Below are 20,328 nucleotides of genomic sequence, written 5' to 3'. Positions count from 1 at the left end.
TATTCCGTTTTCCGCAAACGATGCTTAGGCCATGTGCCTGCGCAAATTGCGGCTGGGTCGGCGCGTTGGTGTAAACAGCATCCGCCGCCCCAGCGCCACCCTTTTTATTGCGTTTCACACGCATTTCTTGGCCCGGCGTATCGCAGACCCGCTTCAAGGATATGAAACAAGACTGGATCATTCCGCCGCGATCTTTTCGGCCTTGCGGGCTTGTGCCTGTGCCGACAGTTCGGCCATCAATTGCGAGGCCCGAGCAATCGGGTTGGTCAGGTAAAAGTCACCGATCGCATTTCTGAAGGTCGCCTTGCCCAGCGGAGCCGCGTCCAGTGGTTCCACCTTGTTTTCGACGACCTCATCAATTCGCGCCAGATGCGGCACCGCTTCGATCAAAGCTGTGCGAAGCTGCGCCAGCGAGTCATAGGGCAGTTTCGCACCCAGCTCTGCCGAAAGAGCACGCAGGATCGCCCAATTCTCCTTGGCCTCACCCGGTGCGAACCCAGCACGCACGGCCAGTTGCGGACGACCCTCTGTGTTCACGAACAGGCCGTTTTCCTCGGTATAGGCCGCGCCCGGCAAGATCACATCAGCGCGATGCGCACCGCGATCACCGTGGCTGCCCTGATAGATGACAAATGCGCCTTCCCCGATCTCGATCTCATCGGCACCGAGGTTATAGATCACATCTGCCGCGCTGATGGCTTCCATGCCGCCTTCGTTTGTTGCGTCAACATCCATCGCGCCAACCCGAGACGCTGCTGTGTGCAACACGATCAGGCCACTGTCGGTATTGGCGGCAATGGTTTGAGCCGCAGCCAGAACAGCGGCTCCGTCCGCTTCTTTCAGGGCGCCTTGACCAATAATTACCAACGAGGCTTTGCCCTTGATCTCATCATCACCGCCCATGTCGACGACTTTTTGCAAGGCCGCGCGGTCATCACCCATGTGCTGATACTCATACGTCAGATCAACCGCCGGTCCGACCACGGCAACCTCTGCCCCATGTGCCCACGCCTTGCGGATGCGGGCGTTGAGTACCGGAGCTTCGTCTCGTGGGTTGGTGCCGATCAACAATATCCGCTCGGCCGTGTCGATATCTTCGATCGCAGCAGTCCCGGCATAAGCCGCCCGGTTTCCAGCCGGCAGCCGGGCACCGTCGGTTCGACACTCGACAATTCCACCCTGCCCTTCGATCATCTGTTTCAAGGCAAACGCGGCCTCGACCGGTACCAGATCACCCACAAGTCCTGCAGGTTTTTCGGCCCCTTTTAGCGCCTCGGCAGCTTTGCTCAACGCTTCAGGCCACGAGGCCGGACGCAATTTGCCGTTTTCGCGCACATAAGGCTTGTCCAAGCGCTGACGACGCAGGCCGTCCCACACAAACCGCGTCTTGTCGCTGATCCATTCCTCGTTCACGCCATCATGGTTACGCGGCAGAAAGCGCATGACTTCGCGTCCCTTGGTGTCCACCCGGATGTTCGAACCCAATGCATCCATCACATCGATGCTCTCGGTTTTGGTCAGTTCCCACGGACGTGCAGTGAACGCGTAGGGCTTGGATGTCAGCGCCCCAACCGGACAAAGGTCGATGATATTGCCTTGCAGGTTCGACTCCAGCGTCTCGTTCAGATACGAGGTGATCTCAGCATCCTCACCGCGCCCTGTCTGTCCCATCTGGGTGATCCCGGCCACCTCGGTCGTAAAGCGCACGCAGCGGGTGCAACTGATGCAGCGGGTCATCGCGGTACCCACCAACGGCCCCAGATCCAGATCGTCTACCGCGCGCTTTGCCTCTTTGAACCGCGATCCGGACAAACCATAAGCCATCGCCTGATCCTGCAGGTCGCATTCGCCGCCCTGGTCACAAATCGGGCAATCCAGCGGGTGGTTGATGAGCAGGAACTCCATCACCCCTTCGCGGGCCTTCTTCACCATCGGTGAATTGGTTTTGACCACTGGCGGCTGGCCTTCCGGTCCCGGGCGCAAGTCGCGTACCTGCATCGCGCAGGATGCTGCCGGTTTCGGCGGTCCGCCCACAACTTCAACAAGGCACATACGGCAATTTCCGGCAATGGAAAGACGCTCGTGATAGCAGAAGCGAGGCACTTCGATCCCGGCCTGTTCGCAAGCCTGAATCAGGGTCATCGCACCATCGACTTCGATTTCTTGCCCGTCGATATTAACTTTGCGGAGGTCAGACATGATCTAGTTCGCCCTCAAATACACGCCAACGGCGCTGTTTCTTTCGATTTCCTTCTGCCCCAATGCGCAGAAAGAGTTCTGATCTTCGTAACTCACGCCATTCTGGGCCAAGTATGCCTCGCCCTTAGCGCGCATTCTGTCCTTTTCAGCGTCGGATTCTACATATGCCCGGATTTCATCGTCCGAGTAGCCGAGGTTATTGGCCGTGGACTTCAGCCCCCACATCACGCCAATCGCCTTCAGGCGTCGACCACTGATTGAGGGGCAGTATTCTGAGATCTCGTTCGCAATAGCGATATAGTAAAGCTCGTCGTCAATCTCTTTTACGTCGCGCAGCGGCGGTTTCGCTTCTGCTACCATTGGCAGGGCCAGCACAGACAATATTGCAAGCAGTTTCACACCAGACATGACCAGTCCTTTCGTCTTGGGAAACCCAAGACGGTCTGACGTCGGGGCGCTATGCAATAACATCCCCCGCGTGATGGCGTGATATGCGCAAGCACGCCTCATGGTCGTTGGCATGCCCCTGCGAAGGTCAGCTTGTCGTCAACAACGCTGAGCGCCTGCGGATCGGTATCCGGGCCAACCTTCCAAAGGATTTGGGACGTACCAAAGTTATAGATACAGAATTTTGTTCCTTCGAACCGTCCTGCTTCGCGTGCACCTTCCAGCGACGCCGACACACCGTTCACCACCACTGTGAATTCTGTCGGCGTTGCCCTTTTGTCAACGGGCTTCGCCTTGGCCCGAAAATAGTGGCCGTCGAAAAAAACCCGATCGCTGGAGGACGAAATCCCGACCCCGCCGCAAGCCGCGACAAAGGATATGGCGGCCAAAGCACTCAGCATCGTGAACCGACCGGCAAGAACATTTTGCGCCTTCATCTGAATATTCCCCAAGTCTGCCATCAGAACGCAGCCACCATCGCCATAACGCCCATCGCCAGCATGCAAGCCCAAGCGATCACATAAGTGACCGATCGCAAGCCAGTATTAGGTTTCCCGATGCCCCGAATATGCACCACCAACATCGCCACACGCGCGACCAGCGCGATCGAGGCCAGCAGATTCACCCAAAACGGGTTGGCTCCCATCAGAATGGCCGCGACCGTGACCGCAACATACGCGGGTAATGTCTCGGTCCCATTCAGGTAAGCCCGGTTCAAACGATAAGCACTATCGGAATAGTCCTGCGCCGGAGCTGCACCGGGAGCCAAACCCTTGGACTGCTTGGCCAAGGCTGAAAAAGGCGCCAGAACCAAGATAATCAGGGAAAATATGACAACCGATGCGACAGCATGGCCATATTCTGCAAACACGTCCATCAGGTTACTCCGCCGCCATTGCGCCCATGCGACCCGCTTTCTGAGCCTTGATGCGGTCTTCGATCTCTTCGCGGAAGTTGCGGATCAGACCCTGGATCGGCCAGGCGGCCGCATCACCCAGCGCGCAGATCGTGTGGCCTTCGACCTGCTTGGTCACATCAAACAGCATGTCGATTTCTTCCAACTCGGCCTCGCCACGCACAAGGCGGTCCATGACACGCATCATCCAGCCTGTGCCTTCGCGACACGGCGTACACTGACCGCAGCTTTCATGCTTGTAGAATTTCGACAGACGCCAGATCGCCTTGATGATATCGGTGGACTTATCCATCACGATTACCGCAGCCGTACCCAGACCCGAGCCCAAATCGTTGCGCAGGTAGTCGAAATCCATGATCGCGTCGCGCATGTTCTCACCACGCACGCACGGAACAGACGAGCCGCCCGGGATCACCGCCAGCAGATTGTCCCAACCGCCGCGAATGCCGCCGCAATGGGTCTCGATCAGTTCTTCGAACGAGATCGACATCGCCTCTTCGACGACACAGGGGTTATTCACGTGGCCCGAAATCGCAAACAGTTTGGTGCCTGCATTGTTCTGACGGCCAAAACCCGCAAACCAGTCAGCACCACGGCGTAAGATAGTCGGCACAACGGCAATCGACTCCACGTTGTTCACCGTCGTCGGGCAGCCATAAAGGCCCGCTCCCGCCGGGAACGGAGGCTTCATCCGCGGCATACCCTTCTTGCCCTCAAGGCTTTCGATCAGGGCAGTTTCTTCGCCGCAGATATACGCGCCCGCCCCATGGTGCAGGAACAGGTCAAAGTCCCAGCCCGAGCCCGCGGCGTTCTTGCCCAGAAGACCCGCGTCATACGCCTCATCAATCGCGGCCTGCAGCGCCTCACGCTCACGAATATATTCGCCGCGCAGATAAATATAGCAGGTATGCGCATTCATCGCGAAAGAGGCGATCAGGCAGCCTTCGATCAGCGTATGCGGATCGTGGCGCATAATCTCGCGGTCCTTGCAGGTTCCGGGTTCGGATTCATCTGCGTTTACGACCAGATACGCCGGACGCCCGTCGCTTTCTTTCGGCATGAAAGACCATTTCAGACCTGTTGGGAAGCCTGCGCCACCCCGTCCACGAAGCCCTGAGTCTTTCATCGTTTGGATGATCCAGTCGCGGCCCTTTTCCATCAGGCCAGCAGTGCCATCCCAATGCCCCCGGGCTTGCGCACCCTTCAAAGTACGCTCATGCATCCCGTAGATGTTGGTAAAGATCCGGTCCTGATCCTTCAGCATCGCTAATTACCTTTGGCTATCCTGACGCATCCGCCAGAGTTGAAAAATGTTGACACCCGCGTAGATGAAACCCGCCAGCGCGGCAAAATCAAACAGCAGGGCATGTCGCGTCGTCAATTCCAGTGCGGGTCCGACAAACAGGTTCATGGCAAGCCAAAAAAGCATAGTCGCGGCGATGACTATGCCAACATGACGGCCCTTGCGGGCTATGGCCTGTTCTTTGTCCTTGTCCATCTTTCCCTGATGCCCCAAACGGGCACCTTTTACTTGTCTTCGTAAGTGCCGTCTTCCTTGGCGCGTTTGGCGAATTCGGTTTCCTCACCCGCCGCCAGTTTCCCGGCCTGTTCAATCCAGCCGTCGCGTTCAATGCGCCCTTTGAACTGCAACCGCTCATCCACCCAAGCCACATGCTCGGGCGTCCACGCCGCGATCTGGTCGAAATGATAGATGCCCAGCTCGTTCAGCGTCTGTTCAAGTTTAGGTCCAACACCTTTCAGCAGTTTCAGATTGTCCGCCTTGCCGTCACGCGCCGTGCTGAGCGTTTCTGGTTGGGCTTCTCGAACCATTGCGCTGTCTGCCTTGGCCGCAGCGCCCTCTGGCGAAGCCGGTTCAGCCTCGGCCGATTTCTTGGTGCTGCTTTGCTGCGCCGCAGTCTTTCCGGTTTCAGGCGTTTTGGGCGGTTTAGGCGCGGCTTTGCTTGCAGCAGCCTTCCCATCTTTGCCCAGCCAAGGCGTCAGGATCGGTACTTCGGTACCGTCGATCCGCTTGACCGTGTCGCCCAGATCATTGGCGAGTTCGACACTGGCATTGTACTGTGGCTTGCCCGCCTCATACTCGGCCAAGCTGCTGAGTCCTTTCAGTGGCTCCGCCGCATAACGACCGTTTTGGGGCCCTGGCGTGGGAACCTTGCCAGCTACAAGATCGTCGAGAATTTTTCCAAAACCCTCGGCGGTCAGGTCTTCGTAATAGTCCTTGCCGATTTGCGCCATTGGCGCGTTGGTGCAAGACCCCAGGCACTCCACCTCTTCCCAGCTCAGCTTACCATCAGCGGATAATTCGTGAGGCTTGGCAGCGATCTTTTCCCTACAAACCGCGATCAGATCCTCGGCCCCACAGATCATGCAGGAGGTCGTGCCGCATACTTGAATATGCGCCACGGAACCAACGGGTTGCAGTTGGAACATAAAGTAAAAAGATGCGACTTCAAGCACACGGATATAGGCCATATCCAGCATATCCGCGACAGACTCGATAGCTGGGCGGCTCAGCCAGCCCTCCTGCTCTTGCGCGCGCCAGAGCAATGGAATAACCGCGCTGGCCTGACGGCCCTCAGGGTATTTGGTGATCTGCGCTTCGGCCCATTGCTGGTTGGCAGCGGTGAAGGCAAAGCTTTCGGGTTGTTCTGGGTGAAGACGGCGGAGCATTAGCGGTCAATCTCTCCAAATACGACATCCATGGTGCCGATGATGGCGGCCACGTCAGCCAATTGGTGGCCCTTTGCAACGTGATCCATAGCTTGCAGGTGCAGGAAACCCGGTGCGCGCAGTTTGGCGCGGTAGGGTTTGTTGGTGCCGTCAGCGACCAGATAGACGCCAAACTCGCCTTTAGGTGCCTCAACGGCGGCGTATACTTCGCCAGCGGGAACATGGAAGCCCTCAGTATATAGCTTGAAGTGATGGATCAGGCTCTCCATCGAGGTCTTCATGTCCGAGCGTTTCGGCGGGGTGATCTTGCCACGGGCCAGAACGTCACCCGGGCAATCGCGGATTTTGGCAATGGCCTGACGGATGATAAGCAGCGACTGGCGCATCTCTTCCATGCGGCAGAGATAACGGTCATAGCAGTCGCCGTTCTTGCCAACAGGTATCTGGAATTCGAACTCATCATAACATTCATAGGGCTGCGCGCGTCGCAAATCCCAGGCCAAACCCGATCCACGCACCATCACGCCCGAGAAGCCGTATTTCTGAATGTCATCTTCGGTCACCACGCCGATATCCGCATTGCGCTGCTTGAAGATGCGGTTTTCGGTCAGCAGACCGTCGATGTCATCCAGAACGGCGGGGAACTCATGGCTCCACGCCTCGATATCGTCGAGCAATTCCGGCGGCAGGTCCTGATGGACACCACCGGGGCGGAAATAGGCGGCGTGCAAGCGGGCGCCACAAGCACGTTCGTAGAAAACCATAAGCTTTTCACGCTCTTCAAAGCCCCAAAGCGGCGGGGTCAGCGCGCCAACATCCATCGCCTGTGTGGTCACGTTCAGCAGGTGGTTGAGAATGCGCCCGATCTCGGAATACAGAACGCGGATCAGCGACCCCCGACGTGGAACTTCGACCCCGGTCAGCTTTTCAATGGCCAGACACCAAGCGTGTTCTTGGTTCATCGGCGCAACGTAATCCAGACGGTCAAAATATGGCAGATTCTGAAGATACGTCCGGCTTTCCATCAGCTTTTCGGTGCCACGGTGCAGCAGACCGATATGCGGGTCACAACGCTCGACGATCTCTCCGTCGAGCTCAAGAACAAGGCGCAAAACCCCGTGTGCCGCAGGGTGTTGCGGACCGAAGTTGATGTTGAAGTTGCGGATCTTCTGTTCTCCGCTCAGCGCGTCCGTGCTGCCGTCATCGTATCTTGAGCCGTCCATCAACGCCCCCGTTTTTTCTTTTTCGCTTCAGCCCGAACCCGGACCTTCTCAGCTTCGGACGCTTTCACTGCGGCCCCTGCCAGCAGCACGCCCAACGCGCCCAATGCGATCAGTTCACCTATCATGTCAGCGTCCCTCCATCTCTTGCAGCCTCAAGGCCATGATCCATAACAGGACAAGCACGACCGGAGAGATTACGCATGCAAACGCCCAGTTCTTGTTGATCCCGAAATGCGGCAACAGCTTGGTCATCGGAACAACCGTCGCCACCACCAACACAATCCAGATCAGGAACTCAAACATGACTACGACTCCTGTTTTTCATCTCCGGGCAAAATATAATTCGCGCCCTCCCACGGGCTCATGAAATCGAACTGACGATACTCCTGAACCAGACTGACAGGTTCATAAACAACCCGCTTTTGCGCCTCATCATACCGTACCTCGGTATATCCGGTGGTCGGGAAATCTTTGCGCAACGGATAGCCCCGGAAACCATAGTCGGTCAGGATACGCCGCAGGTCGGGATGCCCTGAGAACAGGATGCCAAACATGTCAAACACCTCACGTTCGAACCAGTTGGCCGAGGGGTGAATGTCAGTGATTGAAGGCACCATGTCCTCCTCGCGGATCGAAACCCGCAGGCGAATACGCTGGTTTTGATACATCGACAGGAAATGGTACACCACGTCGAACCGCTTGGGCCGTTCGGGGTAGTCCACGCCCGTAATATCCACCAGCGTCGAGAACTTGCAGCTTTGGTCGGTTTTAAGAAACTCGACAAACTCCACAAGGCTTGACGGGGCCACATCGACGTTCAGCTCATCGTGGGTCACATCCCAGGACAGAACGCAATCCGTCCGCTTCACCTCTAGCTGTGCGCCAAGTTCTTTGAGTGCTTCGCTCATCTGCCCTCTCCTCAGCGTACGATTGTGCCGGTGCGGCGGATTTTGCGTTGCAGCTGCATCAGGCCGTACAGCAACGCCTCAGCCGTCGGAGGGCAGCCGGGGACATAAATATCAACCGGAACGATGCGATCACACCCGCGCACCACAGAGTAGGAGTAGTGATAGTAACCACCCCCATTGGCGCAGGATCCCATTGAGATCACGTAACGCGGCTCGGGCATCTGATCGTAGACCTTGCGCAGCGCCGGGGCCATCTTGTTGGTCAGCGTCCCCGCAACGATCATCACGTCGGACTGGCGCGGGGAAGCGCGGGGTGCAATTCCGAACCGTTCCGCATCATACCGAGGCATTGAGGTGTGCATCATCTCGACCGCGCAACAGGCCAAACCGAATGTCATCCAATGCAGCGATCCGGTACGGGCCCAGTTGATGATGTCCTCGGACGATGTCAGCAAGAACCCTTTGTCCTGCAACTCGGCATTTAAGGCCTCGGTGGCGACCTCCTTGTCGACACCGGCAGTGTTTGCACCTGTCATCACTCCCATTCCAAGGCCCCCTTCTTCCATTCATAGGCAAAGCCGATGGTCAGAACGCCCAGGAACACCATCATTGACCAGAAACCCACATCGCTAATGTCCCGGAACCCAACGGCCCAGGGGAACAGAAAGGCGATTTCCAGATCAAAAATAATGAAGAGGATCGACACCAGGTAGAATCGGACGTCGAATTTCATGCGCGCATCGTCGAATGCGTTAAAGCCGCATTCATATGCACTGACCTTTTCAGGGTCGGGGTTACGTACAGCCAGAACCACAGCCGCCAGAATCAGGACGATCCCAAGGCCCACAGCAACGGCCAGAAACACCAGAATCGGGAGGTACTCCCGTAGCAGGTCTTCCACGAATAGCTCCTTTCCTGCGCAACCCAAATCGGGGGCGCCGTCAATTGGCGTGTTGACTGGCCATTCTCTATCCGCGCAGGATCAGGGGGTCAACCGAGCACAAACGCGCAGTGGCCTAATAACTCAGTTGTTTCCAGCAATAAAAAAGCTACATTTTTCACCCGAATTTAAACGCTGTTCTAGCGCGCTAGCCTTCATTGTTCCAAGAAGGCTTTCGTTTTTCAAAAAAAGCACTGATACCTTCGTGCGCTTCGGTGGTCTCCCACCGCTCGACCAGCGCCTGGATGGTCTGATCGATCACCAAATTGTCAATTGTCGGTCCCAGCGATCGCACCAGTGATTTGGTCGATGCTACCGCACCCGGCGCGCAAGAGAGATAGGGTAGGACTTCTTTTTCAACATCCGCGCTCAGATCAGCGGAAGGCACCGCTTTGGCCAGCAAGCCAAGCTCAACGGCTTCGGCGGCGTCAAACAGCCGTGCTGACATAAAAACGCGCCGCGCGCGGGCTTCGCCCATACGGGCGATAACATAAGGGCCGATGGTGGCGGGAATCAGTCCTAGCCGCGTTTCGGTCAGACCCATTCTCAAGCCGATTACGCCAATTGCCACGTCACAAACCGCGGCCAGCCCGACGCCACCACCAAACGCGTTGCCCTGCACGGCACCGATCAGGGGCCGGGGCATGGTATTCAGTGCTTGCAACATCTCGGCCAGTTTGCGCGCCTCGGAAAACCGGGTTTCTGGATCAGCGGCCATCTGATCCCGCATCCAACCCAAATCACCGCCCGCGCAGAAGCTCTTGCCCGCGCCGGTCAGTACCACGGCACGAACCGCGCCGTCTTCACCCAATTGCCGAGCGGCCTGGGTCAACTCAGATATCATTTGCGCCGACATTGCGTTGTGCTTCTCGGCCCGGTCCAGCGTCAGGGTTGCTATCCCGCGTGCATCGGTCGAAAGCGAAATCGTTTCAAACATGGCCGTCCCTCACTCTGACCGCATGGCGCGGGCAATCTGCGCCGCCTCTTCGACAATTCCCAGATCAAGCCCGGTCTCATAACCCAGCCGCTCCAAATGCGCGACCACCGCCTCGGTCGCAACGTTTCCGGCAGCTCCGGGCGCGTATGGGCACCCGCCCAACCCCCCGACAGCCGTATCAAAGGTACGAACGCCCAGCGCCAGTGCCGCGTCGATGTTATCGATCGCGCGCCCGTTTGTGTCATGGAAATGCCCTGCAAGCCGCGTCACGGGAACACGCTCGCGCACGGCCAGCAACATATGAGCAATAGTATCCGGTGTGCCCTGCCCGATCGTATCACCCAAGGACACTTCGTAGCAGCCCAGCGCAAAAAGGTGATCCGCAACCTCTGCCACTTTTTCCGGCGGTGTCGGGCCATCATACGGGCAGTCCGTCACGCAAGACACGTAACCCCGCACCGGCAGATCAATATGCCGCGCGGCCTCAAGGATAGGGGTGAACCGCTCAATCGACTCGGCAATCGTAGCGTTGATATTTGCCTTGGAAAACCCCTCTGACGCCGAAGCAAATATCGCGACTTCATCTGCCTTGGCCGCCAGCGCGTCTTCGTACCCGCGCATGTTTGGGGTCAGCGCGGCATAACGCACTCCGTCCGCCCGGGTGATCTTGCCTAAAACTTCGGCACTGCCCGCCATTTGCGGCACCCATTTGGGCGAGACAAAGCTGGCTACTTCAATCCGGTTGAAGCCCGCGCGGCTGAGGCAATTGATCAGGGCTACCTTTTCTGCAACCGCGATCTCGCGTTTTTCGTTCTGCAGACCATCGCGTGGACCCACTTCAAAAATATCGACCCGCTCGCCCATGGTTGCGCTCCTCCCAGCTTTGATCACCTTCGACGGTGCCACCCTAGGCGGCAGGCGTCGAAATCACTCTTCTTCCAGCCTGATCAGCGCGGCACCGGCTTCAACCTGCCCGCCATTCTCGACCAAGACCTCGGCCACTATTCCATCTCGGGCTGCCAGCAACGAATGCTCCATCTTCATTGCTTCGAGGACGGCCAGCCTATCCCCTTCGTTCACTGCCTGCCCAACCGACGCAAACACGGCTTTCACCAGACCGGGCATGGGTGCCTCGATCACGTTGGTATCCCCCGCAGCAGTGGCATCACGGTCCAGCGGATCGACGGTATCAAAGGCCTGTCCGTAGGCATCGAACACAGTGACCTGTGACCCCGAAACCGAAACGCGCGGCATTGGCGCGCCACCGATCAGCCAACCTCCAGTGCTGCGTTCAGAGATAACGGTCTGTTCGCCAATCTGCCATACCTGACGATCGGGGCTTTCGACCTGAACGTCCAGATCAATCACCTCTGGCGCCAAGAGCTGAACCGCCCGATGCAACGGCGCCCACAGCGAGAACCCGGTTTCGCTGCTCGTCTCAACCAGACCCAGCGCGGTCATCGCGGCAGCCACATAGGTCGTGGCCGACACCGGCTCCTGCTGTGTCAGCGCCTCAAGATCACGCCCAATCAACCCGGTATCCACATCACCAGAGGCAAACCCCGTGTGCTGCGTAAGCGCGCCAAGAAAAGCAAGGTTTGTGACAGTACCTGCGACCTCAGTCTGCTGCAGGGTCCGGTGCAATTGCTCCAGCGCAACCTCTCGCGTAGGGCCGTGAACGATGACCTTGGCGATCATCGGGTCATACCACGGGCTGATCGTGTCCCCCGCGCGCACCCCACTGTCGGCGCGACAAGCGGGCGGGAAGTGAAGATGCGTCAGGGTGCCCGTTGCAGGCAGAAAGCCCTTGGGAACGTCTTCGGCATAAAGCCGGGCCTCGAAAGCATGGCCCGAGATTGACAGGTCTTCCTGACGTTTCGGCAAAGCCTCGCCTGACGCTACCCGCAACTGCCATTCGACAAGGTCAATACCCGTGATTGCTTCGGTCACCGGATGCTCGACTTGCAGGCGGGTATTCATCTCCATGAACCAGAAGCGATCCGGGCGCAGCCCGTCCGACGCATCCACGATGAACTCGACCGTTCCCGCACCTTTGTAGCCGATGGCTTCGGCCGCACGCACACCGGCCTGACCCATCGCCTCGCGCATCTCGGGCGTCATTCCGGGGGCCGGAGCCTCTTCGATCACTTTCTGATGGCGACGTTGCAGCGAACAATCGCGTTCGAACAGATGCACCGCACGGGTGCCATCGCCAAAAACCTGCACTTCGATATGGCGCGGTTTGGCGACGAATTTTTCGACCAACACATCGTCATTGCCGAATGCGGTGCGCGCCTCACCCCGGGCGCTATCCAGCGCAGCGGCGAAATCTTGGGGTCGCTCTACCAGACGCATGCCTTTGCCGCCACCACCGGCGACGGCCTTGATCAGCACCGGATATCCAATGGTGTCGGCAGCCCCGGCCAGATGCTCGGGGTCCTGATTGTCACCGTGATAGCCCGGAACAACCGGAACACCGGCCTGCTCCATCAGCACTTTGGCCGCGTCCTTTAGACCCATTTTACGAATCGCATCCGCCGAAGGTCCGATGAACACCAGCCCGGCGACCTCGACCGCATCGACGAATTTGGGATTTTCGGACAGGAAACCGTACCCGGGATGAATCGCCTGCGCCCCGGTCTTCAGCGCGGCCTGAATAATCACGTCGCCCTTCAGGTAACTCTCGGCCGGAGCTGCACCGCCAATGTGCACAGCCTCATCCGCCATCTGAACGTGCTTGGCCGTCGCATCCGCATCCGAGTAAACAGCGACGCAAGACACGCCCATAGATTGCGCCGTTTCCATGACCCGACAGGCAATCTCGCCCCGGTTGGCAATCAGGATTTTGTTGAACATCGTCTACCCCTCAACCGCCAGATCTTCTACAAGCCGGAACCGCTCGCACACCAGTTCCATCTCAGGTTCAAATCCACCGTTACGCTCAAAGTAACGCTGATGATCCCGGCGCCACCCTTCAAGGGTTTCGTTCTCACCCTCAGCCAAGGCGAAATCCTCTGTAACATCGCAGTATCGACAGATCGATACCTCGACCGTTTCGATGACCAATGCCGGGCGACCGTCCCATTCCAAAGCAATATCCTGGCGTCCGACAACCGGCATCTCGGGGCTGCCGTCGGGATAATCCCGACGCGCGCCACAGGTTGCTGTTTTCCGACCGGAGCGCACCAGTGCCAGCAACTCAGCGCTCAGTTCAGCGCTGTCGCCGAATTTAAAGGTTTGCGCACCGGGATAGCGGGTCAATACGTCATTCAGTGCCATGGCAATCACATCCTGAACACGCCGAAACGTGTTTCCTCAATCGGGGCGTTCAAAGCAGCGCTGAGAGAAAGGGCCAGCACGTCGCGGCTTTTGCGCGGGTCGATGATACCGTCATCCCACAACCGCGCCGAAGCATAGAGCGGATGGGACTGCTCTTCGAACATCTCAAGCGTCGGGCGCTTGAATTCAGCCTCTTCCTCGGGTGACCACGTGCCGCCCTGCCGCTCGATCCCGTCGCGTTTAACAGTGGCCAACACACCTGCGGCCTGTTCGCCACCCATCACGGAAATCCGTGAGTTCGGCCAGGTCCACAGGAACCGCGGCTGATAGGCCCGGCCCGCCATGCCATAGTTTCCAGCCCCAAACGACCCCCCGACAAGCATGGTGATCTTCGGCACTGAAGTCGTCGCCACAGCCGTCACCATCTTGGCCCCATGCCGCGCGATGCCTTCGTTTTCATATTTCCGACCGACCATGAAACCCGTGATGTTTTGCAGAAACACCAAAGGAATTTTCCGCTGCGAGCAAAGCTCGACAAAATGCGCGCCCTTCTGCGCCGCCTCGGAAAACAGCACGCCATTATTGGCAATGATCCCCACAGGACAACCTTTGACATGGGCGAACCCGGTTACCAGCGTTTCCCCGAACCGAGGTTTGAACTCATCAAAGCGCGATCCATCGACCAGACGGGCGATCACCTCGCGAATATCATAGGGCGTGCGCAGATCAGCCGGAACAACGCCAAGGATTTCCTCGGGGTCATAAGCCGGGTCTTCGGGGCTGGCCCAATCCACGGTCTGCGGCTTGCGCAGGTTCAGCGAACCAACCGCTCGCCGCGCCAGAGCCAAGGCGTGGGCGTCATCCTCGGCCAGATAGTCAGCCACACCGGACAGACGGGTATGCACGTCGCCGCCGCCCAAATCCTCAGCCGTGACAACCTCACCGGTTGCCGCTTTGACTAGAGGAGGCCCGGCCAGAAAAATCGTGCCCTGCTCTTTTACAATGATGGTCACATCTGACATCGCAGGCACATAGGCACCACCCGCCGTACAAGACCCCATCACTACAGCGATCTGAGGGATTCCCTTCGCGCTCATCCGCGCTTGGTTATAGAAGATGCGGCCAAAGTGGTCGCGGTCGGGAAAGACCTCATCCTGATTGGGCAGGTTCGCACCGCCGCTGTCGACCAGATAGATGCAAGGCAGGTGGTTTTCCTCAGCGATCTCCTGCGCGCGGAGGTGCTTCTTGACGGTCATCGGATAGTAGGTGCCGCCCTTTACGGTGGCGTCGTTGCACACCACCATAACCTCACGCCCCTGCACCCGGCCAATGCCCGCGACAACCCCGGCGCTTGGCGCGGCATCGCCATACATCCCGTGCGCCGCCGTCGCCCCGATTTCAAGGAACGGAGACCCCGGATCAAGCAGGTTCGCGACCCGACGACGCGGCAACATCTTGCCCCGCGATTCATGCCGCGCGCGGGATTTCTCACCCCCGCCCATCCGGGCTGCTTCGGCAGCGGCAGAGATTTGGGCCAGCGCTTCGAGGTGGGCAGCGCGGTTTGCTTGGAACCCCTCGGAGGTGGGCATGGTTTTGGATACGAGTTTCATACTTCAACTATCCTCCAAAGGCTGCTTTCGTACCGAAAGAAAACGAGTACAAACGTCACCCCCACAACAGCGCACAATGCGAAATTTGCGCCAGAGAGAAGTAAAATCAGAAAAATGGCGGGACCCAGTATAAATGAGGCAACGAACCAAAAAAAAAGAGCTTTCCCGGTCGCAAGGGTCGCTCGCAACTTAGCCCCGCAATTCTGACAACCCGCGTAAGGTTGTATATTCGGTGCATCTATTCCGAAATCGAATGTCGCTCGAAGCGCTGACTTTTTTTGTTTTTCTCCGCATCTTGGGCAAGTTAGAGCGGTTCCTAAGATGGTATTCTTCATTTTGCCTCCCCCGCCGCCCGCGCTTTCAATTCCTTGCGGATCACTTTCCCCGTAACCGTCATCGGCAGTTCCTTAAGAAACGCCACCTCGCGCGGATAGGAATACTGCGCCAGACGGTCCTTGACCCAATCCTGTAATTCCCGCTCTGCAGCCTCGGCCCCCGGTTTCAAGACCACATAGGCCTTCACGATCTCGGTCCGGAGCCGGTCGGGTTTGCCGACTACGCCCACCGACGCCACAGCCGGATGTGTAAGCAGGCAATCCTCAATCTCGGCGGGACCAATGCGATACCCGGCAGACGTAATCACATCGTCATCGCGACCTACGAAGCGCAGGTACTCACCCTCCCACACGCCGCGGTCGCCGGTGATCAGCCAATCGCCGCGGAATTTCTCAACCGTCGCGTCGGGCCTGTTCCAGTATTCCAGCAGCATCGAGGCTGAGCCGCGCCGGATCGCTACGTCTCCCTCTTCGCTCGTCGGGTTGCCGTCCTTGTCGACAACCGCAACCTCATGCCCCGGCACCGGCTTACCGATACAGCCTGGTCGCACCGGGAAATCCACGGCGCAGGATGAAACGACCATGTTGCATTCAGTCTGACCGTAGAATTCGTTGATCGTAAGCCCAAACGCCTTCTGCCCCCAGGCCAGCATCTCGGCCCCTAATGGCTCCCCACCCGAAGCGACCGAGCGCAAACCGGGAATCGACTGGTCCGCTGCTTTCAGCATTCGAAGGGCGGTCGGTGGAAAGAACACGTTCCGCACGCCCCCACGCGCAATTACGTCAGCGCAGGCTTCGGGGGTGAATTTTTCAAGCCGCGCGGCGACCACAGGAACGCCCAGCGCCAAACCGGGCATCAATACGTCGAACAGCCCGCCAATCCAGGCCCAGTCGGCAGGTGTCCATAGGCAGTCGCCTTCCCGCAGATGATTGTGGCTGATCGAAACACCGGGCAAGTGGCCGGTCAGAACCCGATGGCAATGCAGCGCGCCCTTAGGGTTGCCTGTAGTGCCAGAGGTATAGATCAGAACCGCGGGATCTTCGGGACCGGTATCCGCGAAGGGCAGCGGGTCATCCGACGGCGCGATCTGGTCCACCACGACAGGTCGAGCCAGATCGTCTACCAACGCCGCCCCATCGGTATCCGTCAACACAAGCGTGGCACCCGAATCCCCGATCCGCGACGCCAAGGCATCACGCTTAAACAATTTGAACAAAGGAACCGAGATCGCGCCGATCTTCCAGATTGCAAGATGTGCTGCCGCACACCAAGGAGATTGACTGAGAAGAACACCAACCCTATCACCGGGTTGTACCTGCTTTTTCAGGGCATGCGCTATTCCGTCCGCCATACGCTGCAATGCGCCATAAGTGATGGCCTCACATCCGCCGCCGGTCAAATCCAAGATCGCCACGCGATCCTTTGGCTGAGAAAGGCACTGCTGCGCCATATTCAGCCTATCGGGGATTAACCAGCCCCCGTTTTTTTGCATCCCCGGTATGCACTCAGCGGGAAGCATTATGAAAACCTTTTATTTCCAGCGTGTTACTGCCGAGGTTAGCTCGAAGCGGCGCGGACACTTGATGTAGATCAGAGTTCGCGTGGCAACGCCTGTGCAAAACACACCCATCAACATATTCAAGGGCCATAAAATGACCAAAAAACTCGTTGCTTTGACGCTCTCCACCGCGCTTGTTGCGCTCGCCGCCCCCGCTTTTGCCCAGAATCAGGGTGACTGGACCGTTGGTGTCGGTGTTGGCTACATTGATCCCAAATCCGACAATGGCACTTTGGCCGGATTCGACGCCGAGGTGGACGCAGACACCAGCGCTATCTTTACGGTCGAGTACTTCGTGCGTGACAATCTTGGTATCGAGCTGCTGGCCGCCACGCCGTACAGCCACGAAATCACCTTGGGAGGCAGCGTTGATGCCGGATCGATTAAGCACCTGCCCCCGACCCTGTCGCTGAACTACCACTTCGCGACGAACAGCGCATGGAAGCCTTACGTGGGCGCAGGTATCAACTACACCATCTTCTTCGACGAAAGCTCGCCTCTTGGTGATCTGGAACTCGACAACTCGGTCGGCGTCGCGGTTCAGGCCGGTCTGGACTACATGGTTTCTGAAAACGGTGCCGTCCGTCTGAATGTCCGCTGGTTCGATATCGACTCGGACGTCGAACTGGACGGAACCGATATCGGCACTGCCGAGATTGATCCCTGGCTGGTTGGCGTCTCTTACGTCCATCGCTTCTGAATCCTCCCGACATCGCCCCGCCAGGGTCTGGCGGGGCGTTTTCCTCAGGCCATCTCGCTCATTAATTCGCGTCCAATCAGCATCCGGCGGATTTCGCTGGTGCCCGCGCCGATCTCCATCAGCTTTGCATCGCGGAAAATACGGCTGACCGCAGAATCTGACAGGAACCCTGCACCACCCATCGCCTGAACGGCCTGATGCGCCTGTACCATCGCCTGTTCCGAGGCATAGAGACAACACGCCGCCGCATCCTGTCGGGTCACATCACCCCGGTCACATGCCTTTGCAACCTCGTATACATAAGCCCGCGCGGAATTCATCGCCGTGTACATATCGGCGATCTTACCTTGCATCAGTTGAAAACTGCCAATCGGCTTGCCGAATTGCTTGCGCTCGGCCAGATACGGCATGATCTCATCCAGACAGGCAGCCATGATCCCGGTTCCGATCCCGGCCAGAACCACACGTTCATAATCCAGGCCGGACATCAGAACAGCAACGCCCTTGCCCTCTTCGCCCAGGACGTTTTCAAAGGGCACCTCGACATCTTCGAAAATCAGCTCGGCTGTGTTGGAACCCCGCATCCCCAGCTTGTCGAAATGAGGCGAGGTCGAAAACCCCTTCATCTCTTTCTCAATTAGAAACGCAGTGATCCCTTTTGCACCCGCATCCGGATCGGTTTTGGCATACACGACCAGCGTATCCGCGTCCGGCCCGTTCGTGATCCAGTATTTGTTGCCATTTAGCCGGTAGTGATCGTTGCGCTTTTCCGCGCGCAGTTTCATCGACACCACGTCAGAACCGGCCGAGGCTTCGGACATAGCAAGCGCGCCCACATGTTCGCCCGAGATAAGGCGCGGCAGGTACTTTGCTTTCTGCGCATCATCGCCGTTCAGCTTAATCTGATTGACGCAAAGGTTCGAATGCGCCCCGTAAGACAGCGAGACCGAGGCCGAGGCCCGCGCGACCTCTTCCACAGCAACTGTATGGGCAAGATACGACATCCCCGCGCCGCCATATTCCTCGGGCACCGTGATACCAAGCAAGCCGAGATCGCCCATTTCTTTCCAAAGCTCATTCGGAAAAGCGTTAGACGCGTCGACATCGGCCGCCATCGGCTTGACCCGCTCCTGCGCCCAGCGATGCACCATCTCGCGCAAGGCATTCACGTCTTCGCCCAGATCGAATTGCATTGTGGCCATGAACATTCGCGATCTCCTCCTTCGCATAAATGAACAGACGTTCAATAAACTGATATCAGCCTGATCAAGCCGGGTCAACGATCCTCTGCAACATGCCGATCAAAAAACGCAGACAACCGCCCAAAAAGGGCGGCTGCAAAAATCTGAGCGTGCGCTGAAAGCGCACTCAATTGGTTTAAGACTGATAGACCGCGCTGACCTGAGCCCGGATAATGCGCGCGATCAGGCGGCAATCATCCAGCGAAAAGGTAAGAGGCACGCGCATATCCATGACACCGGCAAGGATGCGGTCACTGGCTGGAAGCGGCTCGCTGTCCGCATAGCGCCAACTGTCATAGCGCGAGGTGAAACCCGTCGGCTCGGCCCCACCGAACCACTTCAACTCAACGCCCCGGGCCGCGCAGCGCCGGATGACCTCGGCTATACGTTCGGGCGACCAATCAAGCAGCAGGAACTGGATGGACGAGCCGACATAGGTCTCTTGCGGTGGGCGATCAACGATGGTCAGGCCGGGTGTGTTTCGAAGGCCGGCCTCAATCTCGTGATAGCGTTCGTTCCAGCGCCGCACCTGTCGGTCCAGAACGCGCAATTGCGGGCGCAGGATCGCGGCGCGCAGGTTGTCCATGCGGCCAGAGACGTTTGGGGTGGTGTATTTGATTCTCTCAAAAACTTCGGGGCCGGGCGCGGCCAAATGGCGCTCGTACAGCATGTAAGAGCCTGACAGCATCGTAGCCTTGGCCGCAATTTCTTCGTCATCGGTGATCAGCAGACCACCCTCGCCGGAATTGACATGCTTGTAGGTCTGGCAGGAATAGCACCCGATCGCACCCTGACGCCCAGACATCTGGCCGCGCCATGCGGCACCCATTGTATGGGCGCAATCCTCGATCACCGTGACGCCTGCGGCGGTGCACATCTGCATCAGCCGATCCATATCACACAAGTGCCCGCGCATATGGCTTAGCATCAATACGCGCGCCTGATGCAGCTTTGCCTCAAGATCATCCAGATCAATGGTCAGGCTTTCTGTCACGCCCACAAAGATCGGCTTGGCCCCGACCGAAGCAATCGATCCCGGCACCGGGGCGAGCGTAAAGGCGTTGGTCAGAACCGGATCACCCGGCTTGACCCCAACAGCCCGCAACGCGGTCGCCAAAGCATAGCCGCCGGACGACACAGCCAAGCAGTATTTTGCCCCCATCTGGGCCGCAAATTCCTGCTCCAGAAGCGCGGTCTCGCCCAGTTCACCGGGTACAATATTGTAACGGTGCAATCGTCCGTGACGCAGCACGGCCATCGCAGCCTCGATTGCCTCATCGGGGATGGGTTCCTGCTGGGTGAAGCTGCCAGTAAATGTCTCGGTCATAAGCACGTTGTGGTGCTGC

Annotated in this window: 22 protein-coding genes; 1 reads left to right on the top strand and 21 read right to left on the bottom strand. The window is 58.1% G+C overall.

Translation table 11 applies throughout. The annotated features are described in order from the left end of the window. Window positions 1-177 precede the first annotated feature (177 nt). The 19 genes from nuoG to ACXAET_RS00985 form a co-directional block, all read right to left on the bottom strand. Window positions 178-2,199 carry an NADH-quinone oxidoreductase subunit NuoG gene (nuoG, locus tag ACXAET_RS01075; RefSeq protein WP_475179742.1) on the bottom strand — a complete coding sequence of 674 codons (2,022 nt, stop codon included), beginning with the start codon at window positions 2,197-2,199 and terminating at the stop codon, window positions 178-180. Between the two features lie 3 nt (window positions 2,200-2,202). Beyond that, on the bottom strand, window positions 2,203-2,607 hold the full coding sequence (locus tag ACXAET_RS01070) for a DUF5333 domain-containing protein (protein WP_475179738.1): 405 nt from the start codon (window positions 2,605-2,607) through the stop codon (window positions 2,203-2,205). Window positions 2,608-2,705: 98 nt separating this feature from the next. Further along, window positions 2,706-3,083: a hypothetical protein gene (locus tag ACXAET_RS01065; RefSeq protein ID WP_475179733.1), complete on the bottom strand. Its 378-nt coding sequence runs from the start codon at window positions 3,081-3,083 to the stop codon at window positions 2,706-2,708. 23 nt (window positions 3,084-3,106) lie between these two features. Next, on the bottom strand, window positions 3,107-3,523 hold the full coding sequence (locus ACXAET_RS01060) for an MAPEG family protein (protein ID WP_475179731.1): 417 nt from the start codon (window positions 3,521-3,523) through the stop codon (window positions 3,107-3,109). A 4-nt stretch (window positions 3,524-3,527) separates the two neighbouring features. Next, window positions 3,528-4,826 carry an NADH-quinone oxidoreductase subunit NuoF gene (gene nuoF / locus ACXAET_RS01055; RefSeq protein ID WP_475179727.1) on the bottom strand — a complete coding sequence of 433 codons (1,299 nt, stop codon included), beginning with the start codon at window positions 4,824-4,826 and terminating at the stop codon, window positions 3,528-3,530. A gap of 6 nt (window positions 4,827-4,832) precedes the next feature. Next, window positions 4,833-5,060: a DUF5337 domain-containing protein gene (locus tag ACXAET_RS01050; protein WP_475179724.1), complete on the bottom strand. Its 228-nt coding sequence runs from the start codon at window positions 5,058-5,060 to the stop codon at window positions 4,833-4,835. A gap of 29 nt (window positions 5,061-5,089) precedes the next feature. Continuing rightward, entirely contained in the window at window positions 5,090-6,250 is a 1,161-nt protein-coding gene (locus tag ACXAET_RS01045; protein ID WP_475179721.1) for an NADH-quinone oxidoreductase subunit E, read from the bottom strand. Then, complete coding sequence (locus tag ACXAET_RS01040) at window positions 6,250-7,473, bottom strand: NADH-quinone oxidoreductase subunit D (protein WP_170527081.1); 1,224 nt, start codon at window positions 7,471-7,473, stop codon at window positions 6,250-6,252. Before ACXAET_RS01040 ends, ACXAET_RS01045 begins: the two co-directional genes overlap by 1 nt. Beyond that, window positions 7,473-7,598 carry a hypothetical protein gene (locus tag ACXAET_RS01035; protein ID WP_475179718.1) on the bottom strand — a complete coding sequence of 42 codons (126 nt, stop codon included), beginning with the start codon at window positions 7,596-7,598 and terminating at the stop codon, window positions 7,473-7,475. Before ACXAET_RS01035 ends, ACXAET_RS01040 begins: the two co-directional genes overlap by 1 nt. A 1-nt stretch (window position 7,599) precedes the next feature. Next, window positions 7,600-7,776, bottom strand: coding sequence for a hypothetical protein (locus ACXAET_RS01030; protein ID WP_475179717.1), 177 nt, complete (start codon window positions 7,774-7,776; stop codon window positions 7,600-7,602). 2 nt (window positions 7,777-7,778) lie between these two features. Continuing rightward, window positions 7,779-8,381, bottom strand: a complete 603-nt coding sequence (locus ACXAET_RS01025; protein WP_475179715.1) for an NADH-quinone oxidoreductase subunit C — start codon at window positions 8,379-8,381, stop codon at window positions 7,779-7,781. An 11-nt stretch (window positions 8,382-8,392) separates the two neighbouring features. After that, the gene (locus tag ACXAET_RS01020) at window positions 8,393-8,926 is read right to left on the bottom strand and encodes a NuoB/complex I 20 kDa subunit family protein (RefSeq protein ID WP_068335556.1); all 534 of its coding nucleotides are present in this window, start codon (window positions 8,924-8,926) and stop codon (window positions 8,393-8,395) included. Further along, a complete protein-coding gene (locus tag ACXAET_RS01015; protein ID WP_068335558.1) occupies window positions 8,917-9,282 on the bottom strand; it encodes an NADH-quinone oxidoreductase subunit A in 366 nt (121 codons plus the stop codon). Before ACXAET_RS01015 ends, ACXAET_RS01020 begins: the two co-directional genes overlap by 10 nt. 187 nt (window positions 9,283-9,469) lie before the next feature. Then, on the bottom strand, window positions 9,470-10,258 hold the full coding sequence (locus tag ACXAET_RS01010) for a crotonase/enoyl-CoA hydratase family protein (RefSeq protein ID WP_475179711.1): 789 nt from the start codon (window positions 10,256-10,258) through the stop codon (window positions 9,470-9,472). 9 nt (window positions 10,259-10,267) lie between these two features. Beyond that, complete coding sequence (locus tag ACXAET_RS01005) at window positions 10,268-11,122, bottom strand: hydroxymethylglutaryl-CoA lyase (RefSeq protein WP_475179709.1); 855 nt, start codon at window positions 11,120-11,122, stop codon at window positions 10,268-10,270. 63 nt (window positions 11,123-11,185) lie between these two features. Then, window positions 11,186-13,114, bottom strand: coding sequence for an acetyl/propionyl/methylcrotonyl-CoA carboxylase subunit alpha (locus tag ACXAET_RS01000; RefSeq protein ID WP_475179706.1), 1,929 nt, complete (start codon window positions 13,112-13,114; stop codon window positions 11,186-11,188). Between the two features lie 3 nt (window positions 13,115-13,117). Next, window positions 13,118-13,537, bottom strand: a complete 420-nt coding sequence (locus tag ACXAET_RS00995) for an ASCH domain-containing protein (protein ID WP_475179703.1) — start codon at window positions 13,535-13,537, stop codon at window positions 13,118-13,120. Between the two features lie 5 nt (window positions 13,538-13,542). Next, window positions 13,543-15,147, bottom strand: a complete 1,605-nt coding sequence (locus tag ACXAET_RS00990; protein WP_475179700.1) for a carboxyl transferase domain-containing protein — start codon at window positions 15,145-15,147, stop codon at window positions 13,543-13,545. Between the two features lie 331 nt (window positions 15,148-15,478). Beyond that, on the bottom strand, window positions 15,479-17,002 hold the full coding sequence (locus ACXAET_RS00985; protein WP_475179697.1) for an AMP-binding protein: 1,524 nt from the start codon (window positions 17,000-17,002) through the stop codon (window positions 15,479-15,481). 133 nt (window positions 17,003-17,135) lie between these two features. Here ACXAET_RS00985 and ACXAET_RS00980 point away from each other — a divergent pair, with 133 nt between their 5' ends. Beyond that, window positions 17,136-17,741, top strand: coding sequence for an OmpW/AlkL family protein (locus ACXAET_RS00980; protein WP_475179694.1), 606 nt, complete (start codon window positions 17,136-17,138; stop codon window positions 17,739-17,741). Window positions 17,742-17,785: 44 nt separating this feature from the next. Here ACXAET_RS00980 and ACXAET_RS00975 read toward each other — a convergent pair whose 3' ends face one another. Together ACXAET_RS00975 and ACXAET_RS00970 are read right to left on the bottom strand one after the other, a co-directional pair. Further along, on the bottom strand, window positions 17,786-18,949 hold the full coding sequence (locus ACXAET_RS00975) for an isovaleryl-CoA dehydrogenase (protein ID WP_475179690.1): 1,164 nt from the start codon (window positions 18,947-18,949) through the stop codon (window positions 17,786-17,788). A 169-nt stretch (window positions 18,950-19,118) separates the two neighbouring features. Beyond that, on the bottom strand, window positions 19,119-20,309 hold the full coding sequence (locus ACXAET_RS00970) for a DegT/DnrJ/EryC1/StrS family aminotransferase (RefSeq protein WP_475179687.1): 1,191 nt from the start codon (window positions 20,307-20,309) through the stop codon (window positions 19,119-19,121). Between the last annotated feature and the right edge of the window lie 19 nt (window positions 20,310-20,328).

It is taken from the genome of Ruegeria sp. AWH4_226, assembly GCF_056159225.1.
This window is presented reverse-complemented; position numbering and strand designations above follow the sequence as displayed.

Excerpts from the sequence above, each read along its gene's own strand:
- nuoG (WP_475179742.1), bottom strand. The coding sequence starts at position 2,199 with ATGTCTGACCTCCGCAAAGTTAATATCGACGGGCAAGAAATCGAAGTC.
- ACXAET_RS01070 (WP_475179738.1), bottom strand. The coding sequence starts at position 2,607 with ATGTCTGGTGTGAAACTGCTTGCAATATTGTCTGTGCTGGCCCTGCCA.
- ACXAET_RS01065 (WP_475179733.1), bottom strand. The coding sequence starts at position 3,083 with ATGAAGGCGCAAAATGTTCTTGCCGGTCGGTTCACGATGCTGAGTGCT.
- ACXAET_RS01060 (WP_475179731.1), bottom strand. The coding sequence starts at position 3,523 with ATGGACGTGTTTGCAGAATATGGCCATGCTGTCGCATCGGTTGTCATA.
- nuoF (WP_475179727.1), bottom strand. The coding sequence starts at position 4,826 with ATGCTGAAGGATCAGGACCGGATCTTTACCAACATCTACGGGATGCAT.
- ACXAET_RS01050 (WP_475179724.1), bottom strand. The coding sequence starts at position 5,060 with ATGGACAAGGACAAAGAACAGGCCATAGCCCGCAAGGGCCGTCATGTT.
- ACXAET_RS01045 (WP_475179721.1), bottom strand. The coding sequence starts at position 6,250 with ATGCTCCGCCGTCTTCACCCAGAACAACCCGAAAGCTTTGCCTTCACC.
- ACXAET_RS01040 (WP_170527081.1), bottom strand. The coding sequence starts at position 7,473 with ATGGACGGCTCAAGATACGATGACGGCAGCACGGACGCGCTGAGCGGA.
- ACXAET_RS01035 (WP_475179718.1), bottom strand. The coding sequence starts at position 7,598 with ATGATAGGTGAACTGATCGCATTGGGCGCGTTGGGCGTGCTGCTGGCA.
- ACXAET_RS01030 (WP_475179717.1), bottom strand. The coding sequence starts at position 7,776 with ATGTTTGAGTTCCTGATCTGGATTGTGTTGGTGGTGGCGACGGTTGTT.
- ACXAET_RS01025 (WP_475179715.1), bottom strand. The coding sequence starts at position 8,381 with ATGAGCGAAGCACTCAAAGAACTTGGCGCACAGCTAGAGGTGAAGCGG.
- ACXAET_RS01020 (WP_068335556.1), bottom strand. The coding sequence starts at position 8,926 with ATGGGAGTGATGACAGGTGCAAACACTGCCGGTGTCGACAAGGAGGTC.
- ACXAET_RS01010 (WP_475179711.1), bottom strand. The coding sequence starts at position 10,258 with ATGTTTGAAACGATTTCGCTTTCGACCGATGCACGCGGGATAGCAACC.
- ACXAET_RS01005 (WP_475179709.1), bottom strand. The coding sequence starts at position 11,122 with ATGGGCGAGCGGGTCGATATTTTTGAAGTGGGTCCACGCGATGGTCTG.
- ACXAET_RS01000 (WP_475179706.1), bottom strand. The coding sequence starts at position 13,114 with ATGTTCAACAAAATCCTGATTGCCAACCGGGGCGAGATTGCCTGTCGG.
- ACXAET_RS00995 (WP_475179703.1), bottom strand. The coding sequence starts at position 13,537 with ATGGCACTGAATGACGTATTGACCCGCTATCCCGGTGCGCAAACCTTT.
- ACXAET_RS00990 (WP_475179700.1), bottom strand. The coding sequence starts at position 15,147 with ATGAAACTCGTATCCAAAACCATGCCCACCTCCGAGGGGTTCCAAGCA.
- ACXAET_RS00985 (WP_475179697.1), bottom strand. The coding sequence starts at position 17,002 with ATGCTTCCCGCTGAGTGCATACCGGGGATGCAAAAAAACGGGGGCTGG.
- ACXAET_RS00980 (WP_475179694.1), top strand. The coding sequence starts at position 17,136 with ATGACCAAAAAACTCGTTGCTTTGACGCTCTCCACCGCGCTTGTTGCG.
- ACXAET_RS00975 (WP_475179690.1), bottom strand. The coding sequence starts at position 18,949 with ATGTTCATGGCCACAATGCAATTCGATCTGGGCGAAGACGTGAATGCC.
- ACXAET_RS00970 (WP_475179687.1), bottom strand. The coding sequence starts at position 20,309 with ATGACCGAGACATTTACTGGCAGCTTCACCCAGCAGGAACCCATCCCC.